Source organism: Gilliamella sp. CG22 (assembly GCF_046635725.1).
Classification (GTDB): Bacteria; Pseudomonadota; Gammaproteobacteria; order Enterobacterales; family Orbaceae; genus Gilliamella; species Gilliamella apicola_I.
Genome location: NZ_JBIDFK010000004.1, coordinates 146,720 through 159,727, shown reverse-complemented (window position 1 = coordinate 159,727; position 13,008 = coordinate 146,720). Strand labels below are relative to the sequence as shown.

The 13,008-nt window shown below is 32.0% G+C and carries 13 protein-coding genes; 4 read left to right on the top strand and 9 right to left on the bottom strand.

What is annotated here, in order from left to right:
- Nucleotide 1 precedes the first annotated feature (1 nt).
- Nucleotides 2–1,567, bottom strand: a complete 1,566-nt coding sequence (gene nikA / locus ACGH46_RS05350) for a nickel ABC transporter substrate-binding protein (RefSeq protein WP_411604582.1) — start codon at nucleotides 1,565–1,567, stop codon at nucleotides 2–4.
- Nucleotides 1,568–1,863: 296 nt separating this feature from the next.
- Between nikA and ACGH46_RS05345 the strand changes: the two genes are divergently transcribed.
- On the top strand, nucleotides 1,864–3,186 hold the full coding sequence (locus tag ACGH46_RS05345; RefSeq protein ID WP_411604579.1) for a DEAD/DEAH box helicase: 1,323 nt from the start codon (nucleotides 1,864–1,866) through the stop codon (nucleotides 3,184–3,186).
- 14 nt (nucleotides 3,187–3,200) lie between these two features.
- Nucleotides 3,201–3,539 (top strand): YggL family protein, encoded by a 339-nt coding sequence (locus ACGH46_RS05340; RefSeq protein ID WP_411604697.1) that lies wholly within the window; start codon nucleotides 3,201–3,203, stop codon nucleotides 3,537–3,539.
- Nucleotides 3,540–3,624: 85 nt separating this feature from the next.
- On the opposite strand, the gene ACGH46_RS05335 is transcribed toward ACGH46_RS05340, so the two are convergent.
- From ACGH46_RS05335 to ACGH46_RS05315, 5 genes are all read right to left on the bottom strand, one after another.
- Nucleotides 3,625–5,217, bottom strand: a complete 1,593-nt coding sequence (locus ACGH46_RS05335; protein WP_267359707.1) for an ABC-F family ATPase — start codon at nucleotides 5,215–5,217, stop codon at nucleotides 3,625–3,627.
- Between the two features lie 118 nt (nucleotides 5,218–5,335).
- Nucleotides 5,336–6,055, bottom strand: coding sequence for a hypothetical protein (locus ACGH46_RS05330; RefSeq protein ID WP_411604578.1), 720 nt, complete (start codon nucleotides 6,053–6,055; stop codon nucleotides 5,336–5,338).
- Between the two features lie 161 nt (nucleotides 6,056–6,216).
- Nucleotides 6,217–6,624 (bottom strand): hypothetical protein, encoded by a 408-nt coding sequence (locus ACGH46_RS05325; protein WP_411604575.1) that lies wholly within the window; start codon nucleotides 6,622–6,624, stop codon nucleotides 6,217–6,219.
- Nucleotides 6,625–6,676: 52 nt separating this feature from the next.
- The gene (locus tag ACGH46_RS05320) at nucleotides 6,677–7,138 is read right to left on the bottom strand and encodes a hypothetical protein (protein WP_411604573.1); all 462 of its coding nucleotides are present in this window, start codon (nucleotides 7,136–7,138) and stop codon (nucleotides 6,677–6,679) included.
- A gap of 158 nt (nucleotides 7,139–7,296) precedes the next feature.
- Nucleotides 7,297–7,587, bottom strand: coding sequence for a hypothetical protein (locus ACGH46_RS05315; protein WP_411589789.1), 291 nt, complete (start codon nucleotides 7,585–7,587; stop codon nucleotides 7,297–7,299).
- A 331-nt stretch (nucleotides 7,588–7,918) separates the two neighbouring features.
- On the opposite strand from ACGH46_RS05315, the gene ACGH46_RS05310 reads away from it, so the two are divergent.
- Both ACGH46_RS05310 and ACGH46_RS05305 read left to right on the top strand, forming a co-directional pair.
- A complete protein-coding gene (locus ACGH46_RS05310) occupies nucleotides 7,919–8,626 on the top strand; it encodes a hypothetical protein (protein ID WP_411604570.1) in 708 nt (235 codons plus the stop codon).
- 40 nt (nucleotides 8,627–8,666) lie between these two features.
- A complete protein-coding gene (locus tag ACGH46_RS05305) occupies nucleotides 8,667–9,521 on the top strand; it encodes a hypothetical protein (protein WP_411604568.1) in 855 nt (284 codons plus the stop codon).
- 356 nt (nucleotides 9,522–9,877) lie between these two features.
- Here the strand turns inward: ACGH46_RS05305 and ACGH46_RS05300 are convergent, their stop codons facing one another.
- The 3 genes from ACGH46_RS05300 to ACGH46_RS05290 form a co-directional block, all read right to left on the bottom strand.
- Nucleotides 9,878–10,504, bottom strand: coding sequence for a hypothetical protein (locus tag ACGH46_RS05300; protein ID WP_411604565.1), 627 nt, complete (start codon nucleotides 10,502–10,504; stop codon nucleotides 9,878–9,880).
- A gap of 705 nt (nucleotides 10,505–11,209) precedes the next feature.
- Nucleotides 11,210–11,929: a hypothetical protein gene (locus ACGH46_RS05295; RefSeq protein WP_411604563.1), complete on the bottom strand. Its 720-nt coding sequence runs from the start codon at nucleotides 11,927–11,929 to the stop codon at nucleotides 11,210–11,212.
- A gap of 205 nt (nucleotides 11,930–12,134) precedes the next feature.
- A complete protein-coding gene (locus tag ACGH46_RS05290; RefSeq protein WP_411604560.1) occupies nucleotides 12,135–12,818 on the bottom strand; it encodes a toxin-antitoxin system YwqK family antitoxin in 684 nt (227 codons plus the stop codon).
- Nucleotides 12,819–13,008 lie beyond the last annotated feature (190 nt).

The following is a 13,008-nucleotide window of genomic DNA, read 5'->3' as shown; positions in this document are numbered from 1 at the left end:
ATTAATAGTGCATTTTCTCAAAAGGAATATCAAATTGTGATGGAGCAAACTCAATGCCTTTAAGAGATTTAATAGCAATAGCTCGATTGCGTTCATAAGTTAAAGGAATATAGACCGCTTGTTTATGCAATGTTTCAAGCACATAACGATATAGGGCTTGGCGTTCTTGCTCGTCTGTTGAAATCAATGCTTTGCTAATGCTGGCATCAATTTGAGGCTTTTCTTTTAAGCCTTGTTGTGCCATATAATCCCCATATACTGGTAATTTCATACCGGATAAAAAGGATTGCGGATCATAAGGCGTACCCCAAGAAATATCGAATACCATATCAAAATCACCCGCTTTTTGGCGGTCCCGATAGCCTTGTTCTTCTTCACCGTGAATATTAAGTTTTAATCCAACTTGTTCAAATTCATCTTGCATATATTGGGCGATGGTTTTTTGTGAAGCAGTATTACTATCATAATACAGTGTGATTTCGAACGGTTTGCCGTCTTTTTGGCGGTATTGTTGACCGTTTGCTTTTGTCCAACCTGCTTTATCCAAAAGTTGTTGTGCTAATTTAGTATCGTATTGATAAGGTTTTAATCCAATATTGGCATAAGGGATATTGGTCGCCATTAGAGTATCAGCCGGTGCTTCACTGTGATTAAAAATTCCTTCTGAAATATCATTTTTATTAATAATATGTTCAATAGCCTGACGCACATTAACATCACTCAATGCAGGGCGAGTCGTATTCATCAACACGATACGGCTTGAAACAGGTTTAGACATCAATGTCTGAAACTTATCCATTTTCGAAAAACGCTCGAAAGAATCGGCATCCACCATATTTTTGCCATAAATCAGATCGATTTCACCTTTTTCAAGTGCCATCAAACGGCTTTGATTATCCGCAATCACCTTCATTGTAACGGTTTTGAGTTGTGGTTTATTTCCCCAATAATTGGGATTGGCTGTAAAAATGGCATACTGATCTTTTTTATGATCACTTAACACATAAGGCCCCGTACCAATATAAGAATTAACGCCATTTTTGGTTTCACCATTTTTCATGGCATTAGGCGATATAAAACGCATAGGGCGGGTGACGGCAATCTCAATCAAAAATGGATAGTAAGGTTCAGACAGATTGACTTGTAGGGTATAATCATCAAGCGCTTTAATATCGGTAATTAAACGCACCATTTCAAGCCAAGTATGACGATCTTTATTTGAAAGTACGGCATCCCAATTTAATTTAGCGCTATGCGCATCGAATTTAGTACCGTCGCTAAATGTCACATCTTGTCGAAGTTTGAACGTATAGGTTTTTCCTTCATTACTGATTGTCCAGCTTTCCGCAAGCCAAGGTGAAAAAGAGCCATCTTCGTTATAATGGACTAATGACTCATACAGCATATTTTGAGCCCACATCTCGCCAGAATAGAGGTGAGGGTTTAGATCACGAATATCGCGAAAATTAGCAAAAGTGATATCATCTTTAGCGAAACAATTAAGGCTAGCTGAGGCTAATGCGAAAACCATTAACCATTTTTTGGTGCGGTTGAAATGTACTATCATGGGCAATCCGTTATGCAAAAGTTTTTAAAAAATAATCATTGATGCAACTAGTATCAAAAATGTTGTAAATACAATGATTTTTAGCGCAAGAATAGTAGCACAGATGCAAATGATAATAAATATCATCTAGTCTATTTTTTAGCAAAAAACTTACGAAATTTTGTTAAAACAAATCTTAATAGAACGATTTCATCGCAATCTAATTAACAGGGATAATAAATAATCAAACAAAAGTAATAGAATTGCTTTATAATAACTAACGAAAATTTAATTTTTGTTTATTTAGGAAACATTTCATGTCATTTGACTCTCTTGGTTTAGATGCCAAGATTTTAAAAGCACTACAAGAACAACATTACACTCAGCCCACCCCCATTCAACAGCAAGCCATTCCGGTGATCTTATCGGGAAAAGACCTCATGGCAAGTGCACAAACGGGCACCGGTAAAACGGCAGGGTTTGGTTTGCCAATTTTGCAAAAACTCATTGAACTACAAGCCAAAACAGCGAATCGCCCTGAAACAAAAAAGAAGAAACGCCCCCTTTATGCGTTAATTTTAGCGCCAACTCGTGAACTTGCTGCGCAAATTGGTGAAAACATTCGTGATTACAGCCGTCATTTAGCAATTCGTTCATTAGTTGTTTTTGGTGGCGTAAGCATTAATCCCCAAATGATGAAGTTGCGTGGTGGTGTGGATATTCTGATTGCAACACCCGGACGGTTACTCGATTTAGTCCACCAAAATGCTGTTGATCTTGCAACGGTTAAAGTGCTGGTTTTAGACGAAGCCGATCGCATGTTAGATATGGGTTTTATTCATGATATACGGCGAGTGATTGCAAAATTACCTAAAAAACGTCAAAATTTAATGTTTTCAGCAACGTTTTCAGATGAGATAAAAACACTAGCGGAAACGATTTTACATTCCCCTGAAACGGTTGCTGTCGCCAGAACCAACAGTACATCAACACAAATTACCCAATATGTTCATCGAGTAGATAAACGTCGTAAACGGGAATTACTATCGTACTTAATTGGTAAAAATCAGTGGCAACAAGTATTAATTTTTACTCGCACTAAGTACGGCGCTAACCATTTAGCCGAGCAACTCACTAAAGACGGAATTAAAGCTTCAGCTATTCATGGTAACAAAAGCCAAGGCGCCCGCACCAAAGCCTTAGCCGATTTTAAAACCGGACAAATTCGGGCACTAGTCGCCACCGACATTGCAGCCAGAGGATTGGATATTGAACTATTGCCTTATGTGGTTAATTATGACTTACCGCAGGTTGCTGAAGATTACGTGCATCGAATTGGTCGAACAGGGCGAGCGCAAAATCAAGGGCAGGCGATTTCATTAGTCTGTATTGACGAACTGCCACAATTAAAAGCCATTGAAAAGTTGATCAAAAAACCAATACCCGAAATCCATACCGATGGTTTTGCCGTTGACCCAACCATTAAAGCTGAGCCGAAAACAAAATCTTCACCTAAAAAACGGCTATCGAAAAACAATCACAACACGCAAAATCGGTCTAATCAACCCAATAAGCGTGGTGGTGTTAACCGAACAAAAAAACACGCTAACACAAATAATAAACAAAGTCATACTCATTAAAATAGAAGGATATTATCATGGTAAATCGCAGTCGACGTTTACGTAAAAAATTACATATTGAAGAGTTTAAAGAGTTAGGTTTTACTGTCAGTTGGTCTTTTGATGAAGGGACAAGTGAAGAAACCTTAGATAACATTGTTGATCAATTCATTCTCGAAGCTATCCAACCAAATGGTTTAGCATATGAAGGAAGTGGGTATCTAAATTGGAAAGGAATTGTCTGTACTCAAAAACTAGGCAATTGTACCGAAGCGAATCGTGACATTGTCACAAAATGGCTGGAAAGTCATGGTTTAAAAAATATCAAAGTCAGTCCGTTAATTGATATTTGGTGGGATGAATTAGATTTCTAATCGATTTTAAACCATATTTGATTAAGTTAGCTTAATTATTCAATAGCCACAATTGTGGCTATTTGTTTGTAATTCATTTAACTAATTATTCGATTCCTTGACTACGTAAATAATCTTCATAATTACCGGTATAATCGATCACTTTTTCTGGCGTAATTTCAACAATACGAGTCGCTAGCGAACTGACAAACTCACGGTCATGCGAAACAAAGAATAGGGTACCTTGATAAAGTTCTAACGCCATATTGAGCGACTCGATCGATTCCATATCTAAATGGTTAGTTGGTTCGTCCATGACAATGATATTGGGTTTTTGCATCATCAATTTACCAAATAGCATCCGTCCTTTTTCACCACCCGACAGCACTTTAACTTTCTTCTTAATATCATCTTGCGAAAATAATAAGCGACCTAAAACACTTCGTACAGCTTGTTCATCATCAGTAGGTTGCTTCCATTGGCTCATCCAGTCGAACACGGTTAATTCTTCATCAAATTCGTATTCATGATCTTGAGCATAATAACCGATATTGGCATTTTCTGACCATTTAATCTCGCCTTGCTCAGGGGTTAGTTCTCCCATTAAGGTTTTAATTAAAGTGGTTTTACCAATCCCATTGGTACCTAAAATGGCGACCTTCTCGCCGACTTCAACCATTAAATTAAGATTATTAAACAAAGGACCATTATCAAAGCCTTTGGTCAAATTCTCAACGACTAAGGCATTACGGAACAATTTTTTATCTTGCTCAAAGCGTATAAATGGATTTTGACGGCTAGATGCTTTCACTTCCTCCAGTTTAATTTTCTCAATTTGTCTGGCTCGAGATGTCGCTTGTTTAGATTTCGATGCATTGGCACTAAAACGACTAACAAAAGATTGCAGTTCACTGATTTGCGCTTTCTTCTTAGCGTTATCTGCTAATAAACGCTCTCGGGCTTGTGTTGATGCCGTCATATAATCATCGTAATTACCCGGATAAATACGCAATTCACCATAATCAAGATCTGCCATATGGGTACAAACCATATTTAAAAAATGGCGATCATGCGAAATAATAATCATGGTACTTTCACGCTCATTAAGTGTATCTTCTAACCAACGGATGGTATCAATATCTAAGTTATTGGTTGGCTCGTCCAGTAATAAAATATCGGGATTCGAAAAGAGCGCTTGGGCTAATAACACACGTAGCTTCCAACCAGGGGCAATTTCACTCATTAGACCATAATGCTGTTCAATGGGAATGCCGACCCCTAGCAATAGTTCGCCAGCACGAGACTCGGCACTATAACCATCCATTTCGGCGTATTGGGTTTCTAAATCAGCCACTTTAAAACCATCTTCTTCACTCATTTCCGGTAAAGAATAGATCCGATCACGTTCTTGCTTGATTTCCCACAACTCAGTATGCCCCATAATCACCGTATCTAACACGGTAAAGGATTCAAAAGCGAACTGATCTTGACGTAATTTACCTAATCTTTCATGAGGATCTAACGCCACATTACCCGAAGTTGGCACCAAATCGCCACCAATGATTTTCATAAACGTTGACTTACCGCTACCATTGGCGCCAATAAGCCCATAACGATTGCCGTTCCCAAATTTAACCGAAATATTTTCAAATAGCGGTTTACTACCAAATTGCATGGTGATGTTATTTGTACTTAACACTGATCTATACTCTCTAAATGATTAACGCTTTAACTTGATGCTTTTAATACCTTATAAGTTAAAGTTAAAAAATGTGATTTAATGCACATTATGCCATAGTTTAAACCTTTTGAGGATCCTAATAGTTTTGAAGTGAGTCTATAAGGGCTGTAGGATAATTATGAACTTCAATGATCTTATTATCCATAAAGTTAGGTGATTGAAAATAATATCTTTTATCCTTAATAAACAGGTTAAAGATAAAATTGCCTTGGGTTTGTTCTTTTGCTAATCCTTGATAGGCGCAAAGACTGACGTCGTTTTTTAGGTATAACGGTAAATCGTATTCAAGCGTATTAAGTTTGATCTTATTATCATGAATAGTGAGTGTTAAATAAGTCGAACTATAATGACCATTAAAATCTTTTAAGGTCGTTGGTTGATATTGCAAAATAGTATTAATTGCTGATTGATAATGTTGTTTGTATCGTTCTTCTAACTCAGGATGTTGTTCGACTAATGCTTCGGTGACAAAGTCCCCTAGAAAGTATCGGGAATGTTTAGGATTTCGGTAAGAATATAGTTGTGATTGTTCAGTGTGCTTATCGGTAAGTAAAAACCATGATTGCGAACCTAACAGGATATCATAAAGTTTATTATTTTTGGTTAATTCAGCTTTAATATAGATACCATCAGGGGTAAAACCATAATAATGTTCAAAATTAATATCATCGGGTAAATATTCTTCGTGCTTATTTTGCGTAATCTCTAGAATATCGTCTGCACTTAAATGCCAATCTAAACACATTTGGTAATAAATGAGATTTCGAAATTTTAAATCATGACATGACTTAGTCATATTGGTTATCTCATCTTGTGCTTGGCACGAGAAGGTTATTAATAGGCTTGTTATTAGTATTAAAATTTTATTCATTATTTCCAATCTACATTGTTATTTTTTATCATGCTTTTATATTAAGATTAATCTATTGATTGGATTAATATCCAAGCATTGAATTATTATTTAGGTATAGTTGAAAGTTCTTTTAACTCAACTTCGTATAAATCATCAAAGTTGTATATTTTTTTCGAGATGATTTTATTTTTTTCATATTGCGTAATAATTTTATAGTCTTTTCCAAACTCGTCGGGGTGGTAATACGTCGTTTCGATCAATTCGCCTTTTTGATTATATTTGCTCCATAATCCAACTTGAATTCCTGTTCCATTGTAAATCCCTTGGCAACCTGATAATTTTAATGTTCCATTTGGAAAGTATTCTTTTATCGGTTTTTGACATAAGGCATTGTCAGTGGATAAAGTTTGACTAAAATCGTGTTTATTTTCGTCAGCCAAACTTGAATTACATGAACATGAAATGAATACTATTGCGACTAGTGAATATAAATTTTTTTTAGCATTACTCATCTTTTAAATTTTCCATGTTTTTTAGCTGGTTATCTTCTTTCAAACTTAAACTTTATTTGCCATTAAATTCGACTTGTTCATGACTTATCCATTGATTACCTTTCCACTCTCCGTCACACTTTTGCACCCCAGACCAGACAACTTTTGATTTTTTGATATCGATAATGACACATTGATAGTTTTCGTGTAGCCATCGCTCATTGTCTGATATTTCAACATAACCTTTGATAATCGCATCCATTTTAACATAATGTTTATTTTCAGATATTTTAATATTTATTGAGTCAATACCGGTATATTGGTCATCATCATCATATCCTTTGATTTTAGATGTAACCCCATTTTTAATTAATCTTGGATCTGAATAAAGATTGAATTCTTCATTATAAGTTAAGAAGATTAATTCTATTTGATCGGTAATTTTTAGTTTATTCGCAATAGGGACTGGTTTTATAGTTGTACCCACACAGGAAAGGCTAAAAATAAGTAATGTTATATATAATAAATATTTCATCAATCTTTTCGTTGCGTTTATCACATCTTATGGCAAGAGTATACCTTATTTCAGGTAATATTGAATTGTTTATTTTTCATTTAATGTGGATTCTTAATCAATCAATTACTCTGAATAATAACAATTTTTGTGAATACATTTTTTTATTATCCCGCATTTTACGCACTGCAATCCATAGTATAAAAATCTAGAATTGTTAAATACCATTTATTATCTAATTGAGTTAGATAAAATATGAACATATTTTTTTCATCCCTTGGTAAAATACCTGGAAAGTTTTCTATATAAACAACTTTCACTTTTTTAGGGGCTTTTTTATCGGCAATGGCTTGATACTCCTGCCAAACTGGTCTTTTTTCAAATTGATAGTGTTTTAATTCCCAATGATAATAATCAAGCGCTATTTTTAAAGCGTCAATATTACTTTCTTTTTGAAAAAAGATTTGCAAATATCTTTAAACCTCCTAAAAAATAGATAAATGCTTTCTATTCTATCAACAAAAGAAGAACACCAAACATTCACTAGTGCATGGAGGAAGAAATTTCCTTATGGTATTATTAAGCCATCATTTAAAAAAGTTGGAAATTTCGCAAGAGAATTATATAAAAATTAACCAGAAAATTAAAAAGTTTAGAACTATGAAGATAAAATATAGAATTGTTAAAAATTTTAATAAAGAAGAACAAAGTAAATTAGAAAAATTATGAATTAATGTAGGAGAAGGGTGGGATTCATTTGAAATCGAGGAAAATAATCAAAATTTTGAACCAATAAAAAATATGTTGAATAAGGATTGGGATAATGTTGCTCAAAAGAAAGGTTATTTTTCAGAAAAAGATAGATCATTAGCCCCGTATTTAAATATATATGCAAATAAAATGTTGGGATATGCAAAACCAGATGACGAATCTATTGTAGATGAATACGAATATCCATTTGATATATACCCTTATTACAATGGTGTCTTTAAAATAATTAATACTGACAAACAATTTGGAATATTAAGAGGAAATCAAATCGGCTATTATTCTTTAGAAAATGAACCTAATTGGAGAGGAAATGAAATTGCATCGGCAAACAACATTGAAGATGCTTTTTTTGTAAAACCCGAACTTTTTGAAAAAATATTTAGACCTTTAAATATTAAATCTTTGCCAGTTATCAATTATAAAACTCAAACAAAATTAGAAAATGTTGTACAAATAGTTCAACAAGGGATTAGTAAATCTCATTTAATTATTAATAAAACTCAAATCAAAGAAAAAACACATATTGTAAATTGGGATATTGATAAATATGTATTAAGAAATGATTCTTATTATCCATCTTTTGATTCTTCACCCGGTGAATTTGATTTTTTTTATACGCATGAGTATTTTGGTACAGGAGGATTAACTCAAAGAAATACAATAATTTCAAAAAAACTTTATAACATATTAAAAATTAACAATATTAAAGGTTTAAATTATTATCCTATGAAAGGATAATAGAAAAAGTATAAAAAATTAATAAATAGATTTAATCAATATGAAAATAAAATATCGATTTTTTAAAAATTTTTCCTTAAGAGAAGTTTCTAAATTAAAAAATATAAATATTTATGTCGATGTGGGATGTGATGCTTTTATATTCTATGAAAATGACGAAATGAACGAGCAACTTCAATCCATATTCGGAAGCAACTATAAAAACTATGTTTCTGTTGTCAAAACAGAATTTTCAGAAAACGAAAGAATTAATGCCGATTATTTATCAATTGAGTCTAGTAAAATATTGGGATATCCTCAACCAGAAGACTTAGATGGAAATGATGAATTGGAAAAATTTCCTTTTAATGTTTTTCCTTATTTAAAGAACGTATTTGAAATAACAAAAAGAAGTGAAAATTTTGGAATTATTAGAGGAAAGCAAATTGGAAGTATCTCATTATTAAGCGAACCTAAATGGAATAAAAAAGGTATAGGAACAATATATTGGCTTGAAGATATATTTTTTACTACACCTTCAATTTATGAAAATATATTTAAACCACTAAATATACAAAGCAAAAGTGTAATTGGGTATGGTAATAAAAAACCTCTAGTTACAGTAGTTCAATTGTTACCACAAGGAATATCCTCATCTAAATTAAATATAAATGATAATAATATAGATGAGAAAACACATATCCCAGAGTGGGAAATGACTAGGTTTCATTTAAACAATAAAGGATTTTTTCCGTCTTTTGAAAATCATCCTGGAAATTTTGATTTTTTTGTATCTCAAGAAAATTTTGGTTCCGGTCATGCCAATTATAAAGAAGTCTTTGTATCGCAAAAGCTATATCAACTTTTAAAAAATAATAATATAAAAGGACTAGATTATTACCCAGTAAAGAAATAGTAAGCAGAAAATTTATGTTGTTAGGGAGGAGTAACGGATAAAACAGCGAAAAGTTATATTGATAATGCTGTAAAATATGCCAACGCAAAACTAAACGGAACAGAACTTTCAAAAGAAATCTTCCTTCAAGTTCAAAATATAAAGGCGTTTTTCAAAAAGTATTAGACTATGCCAAAAAGAAAACGTGACTATTATTTTTTTGCTAGTTTAGCTTTTAAGTAAAATATTTTCAGACTTAAAAGCATAGCAATGAATAAGAACAACATTATCCAGTAAACATTCTTGTGGTTGTTTTGATGATGTGTTTCTCATTTAATTCATTACATGGATTAGAAATATGTGATATCTCTTTCCTCTTATTCTTTCCAAACAAATTTTTCACCCGATTGTTTTTTTTGTAAACACTCTTCAAAAGAATATTGTCGTGGGCAGGCAAAGCAGTCTTTTGTATTTTCATTGGTAAAATGTAAATCATCAGGGATTTTTATGATGCCATTTATTGGATTTATTTTTTGACTTAAGCAGATCAAGCTTGCATTTGCAGAATCATAATCATTTTTTGCTATTTCAAATGTAAAAAGGATACGATCCCGACCAGTTTGTTTGAAGATTTCTAATTTGTTATTTCTTTCTCGAATAAATAATTGATAAGCGCTTACGCCTATTGTGTTTTGTATTTCGATAATGACATAATCCAATTTATTTATCAAAGAGATTTCAAAAACTCTTTCATAGCTATTTTGGTAATTTAAAAAAACGTCGGATTGCAAAATTATTTTATGAGAAAAAATATCAAAAGTATCCAAAACATAAGTATTTTCGGAATCATCATCTTCTATAATGGGTGACATTGTTTTAGCCGTTTCATGTATATTCTTTTTTTCATTAAAGAAACTAACTTCCACATTTTCTTGATTTAATTGTTTATTACTACAACTACATAGCAATACTATAATAAAAAAGTAACTTATTTTATTTTTCATCACGTTATCTATCTTATCGATTAGAACATTGTTTATCATATTTTATAAATTCTTCGATCCATTTGGTATTTTTTTCTTTATTCAATATTATTAAGTCCACCATTAATTTGTTTAGTAACAGATTCAACATCTAAATCTGTTAAACCTTTATCCATCACCTTTAATGTTTGTTTTATATAAATTGTAGAATACTTATCCTGCTGAGTTAAACGAATGAAATAAATCCTCGGAAAAATCTACTCATCTTTATAATTAGTAGGAGTTTTGTTTGATCTTCATAGGTACTTCTAAATTGGTTTTTTCCAAATAGAGTTGAGCAAGAAAGTGTATTTTTCTTTTTACATCTTTTAATATCAAATTTATCAATCAATAAAGATTAGTTTTAAATGATTATTTTTTTTAATTTACTCATTTATATCGGTTTGCTTACCACCGTTCTTACTAAAAAGGTGATAAGTAAAATCACCGGTTGTTTCATACACTCTCGTTACTTCAATTCATCAATTTCTTTATCCACAAATTTGCGTTCGACAAGCTCACCGTTTTTATAGGTTTCTGTGTACAAAAGTTTGCCTTTTTTGCGTACATAGATATTAGAGATTTCTCGAAAGTTAGAAATAGATAAATGATTATTATATGCGGTTTGTATTTTATCTCTTTTTTGTTATTTAGTTAAACTAATACAATCCGCATAATCACTCATTTTTAATCAGGAACAAAATTATTGATATTATAAAAGACGATATGATAGCCATTACCTATGTTTAACGTTATTTTTTTATAGGTAAATTCAACAAACAGGCTTTGTAATGAGTGAAAATCACGCTCTTTTTTAGATAAGAATTGTGTTGCATATTCAATATACTCAGGGCAACAATCCTTATATTTTTCTGGGTTATCGATTATTTCATTCTGATAGAACTGTTTTTGAACCAAATAAGACTCTTTTCGGATCTCATCAAAATATTTTTCTTGGCAAATGGCTTCTAGCTGTGATGTGGTTTTAATCGCAGTTAATAAAATAAATTTCCCTTTATTGTTATGCAACTGTATATCTTCTTTAAAAGAAAATGGTAAAAATTCAACAGTTCGTATACCATCAATTAAGTCTTGAGAAACCCCATATTCTATTTCACCAGTTAATAGAAAATCTTGATCCTTATTATCTATAAATTCAATTTGCAGATCATCTATACCCAGATACAGCTTTTTAATGATAAAAAGCGTCTTCCCTTTTTGTACCAGTGAAAAATCTTCTTGGTTTAATCCTTTTAATGTTAATTTTTTATTGCCTAACTGAATTAAAACAGGATCATGGTCTAACGCAATGACTTTGCTATAGTTTATGTTTGTTTTTTCCTCTTTATCCGCATAACCACAAGAAGTCAAAAAGCTAATGAGTAAAAGTATAGCTATCGTTTTCATTATTTTCCTAATTGAATAGTAGTATGTATAAAATCTATATTAAATCCTCAATGTTCATGATCATAATGATTTTGAACACCTGAGCTTACACCAGCAAACTCTGCCAAACTTGTCGCATAGTTAGATCTGAATCCATATTCAAAAGTAATTTGGTAAATAGTCGCATTTTTATTTCAATCAAAATTTTCTATTTTTCAATTATTTATTATTTCGGTATGGTTAAAAGCTCTTTTAACTCAGTCTCATATAAATCATCAAAATTGTAAATTTTCTTTGAAACAACTTTTCCATTCTTATATTGAGTTACGATTTTATAGTCTTTGCCGAATTCATCGGGATGATAATAGGTGGTTTCGATTAAATCGCCTTTTTCATCGTATGTTTTCCATAATCCTACAGGTATTGTGGTAGCATTATACATATCCATAAACCCTTCACCTAGCTTAACGCCATTTTCAAAGTACATAGTAGTGAGTTTGGGTAATTCTAAAGAGTCAGTAACTATTGTTTCTATAAGATTTATTTGTCCATTAGGATAATAAATAACATATAATACATCTCCTTTTTTAACTTCATCTCTTACATAGCGGATGAATTTTAGTTTTCCATTTGGGTAAAATCCTTGAGAAGAAATGCCGTCTCGTTGATATGATGACATATAATACACAGATTCTAATTGACCGCCTTTAGTATAGTAAGTTTTTATATAATCCGCTGCTTTATTGCCATTGATATAATATTCATATCGTAGAAAACCCTCCGGAGTATTGGATTCTTTAATTCGTACTGAATGTGACGGGGTAACTTCGGAAATCTTTTTTTCTTCAATGCGTTGAACACATGCCAAAATGCCAACAAAAAAAATAGACACTATTAGTAATTTTTTCATTTTATTCTTAAAAATTTTTATTAATGTTGATTTCCAACCCTTGAGCAAGTTGCTATGTTACTAAGTCCATATTGCCGTAAATACTTTTTGCATCTTTAGGGTGGAATATAATCAAGCTTGATTAAAACTTTATATTTCGTTTGATTTTTTCCCCAAAGAACTCCTACATTATTTCTAGCATCAGGGTGTT

Excerpts from the sequence above, each read along its gene's own strand:
- nikA (WP_411604582.1), bottom strand. The coding sequence starts at position 1,567 with ATGATAGTACATTTCAACCGCACCAAAAAATGGTTAATGGTTTTCGCA.
- ACGH46_RS05345 (WP_411604579.1), top strand. The coding sequence starts at position 1,864 with ATGTCATTTGACTCTCTTGGTTTAGATGCCAAGATTTTAAAAGCACTA.
- ACGH46_RS05330 (WP_411604578.1), bottom strand. The coding sequence starts at position 6,055 with ATGACTAAGTCATGTCATGATTTAAAATTTCGAAATCTCATTTATTAC.
- ACGH46_RS05325 (WP_411604575.1), bottom strand. The coding sequence starts at position 6,624 with ATGAGTAATGCTAAAAAAAATTTATATTCACTAGTCGCAATAGTATTC.
- ACGH46_RS05320 (WP_411604573.1), bottom strand. The coding sequence starts at position 7,138 with ATGAAATATTTATTATATATAACATTACTTATTTTTAGCCTTTCCTGT.
- ACGH46_RS05310 (WP_411604570.1), top strand. The coding sequence starts at position 7,919 with ATGTTGAATAAGGATTGGGATAATGTTGCTCAAAAGAAAGGTTATTTT.
- ACGH46_RS05305 (WP_411604568.1), top strand. The coding sequence starts at position 8,667 with ATGAAAATAAAATATCGATTTTTTAAAAATTTTTCCTTAAGAGAAGTT.
- ACGH46_RS05300 (WP_411604565.1), bottom strand. The coding sequence starts at position 10,504 with ATGAAAAATAAAATAAGTTACTTTTTTATTATAGTATTGCTATGTAGT.
- ACGH46_RS05295 (WP_411604563.1), bottom strand. The coding sequence starts at position 11,929 with ATGAAAACGATAGCTATACTTTTACTCATTAGCTTTTTGACTTCTTGT.
- ACGH46_RS05290 (WP_411604560.1), bottom strand. The coding sequence starts at position 12,818 with ATGAAAAAATTACTAATAGTGTCTATTTTTTTTGTTGGCATTTTGGCA.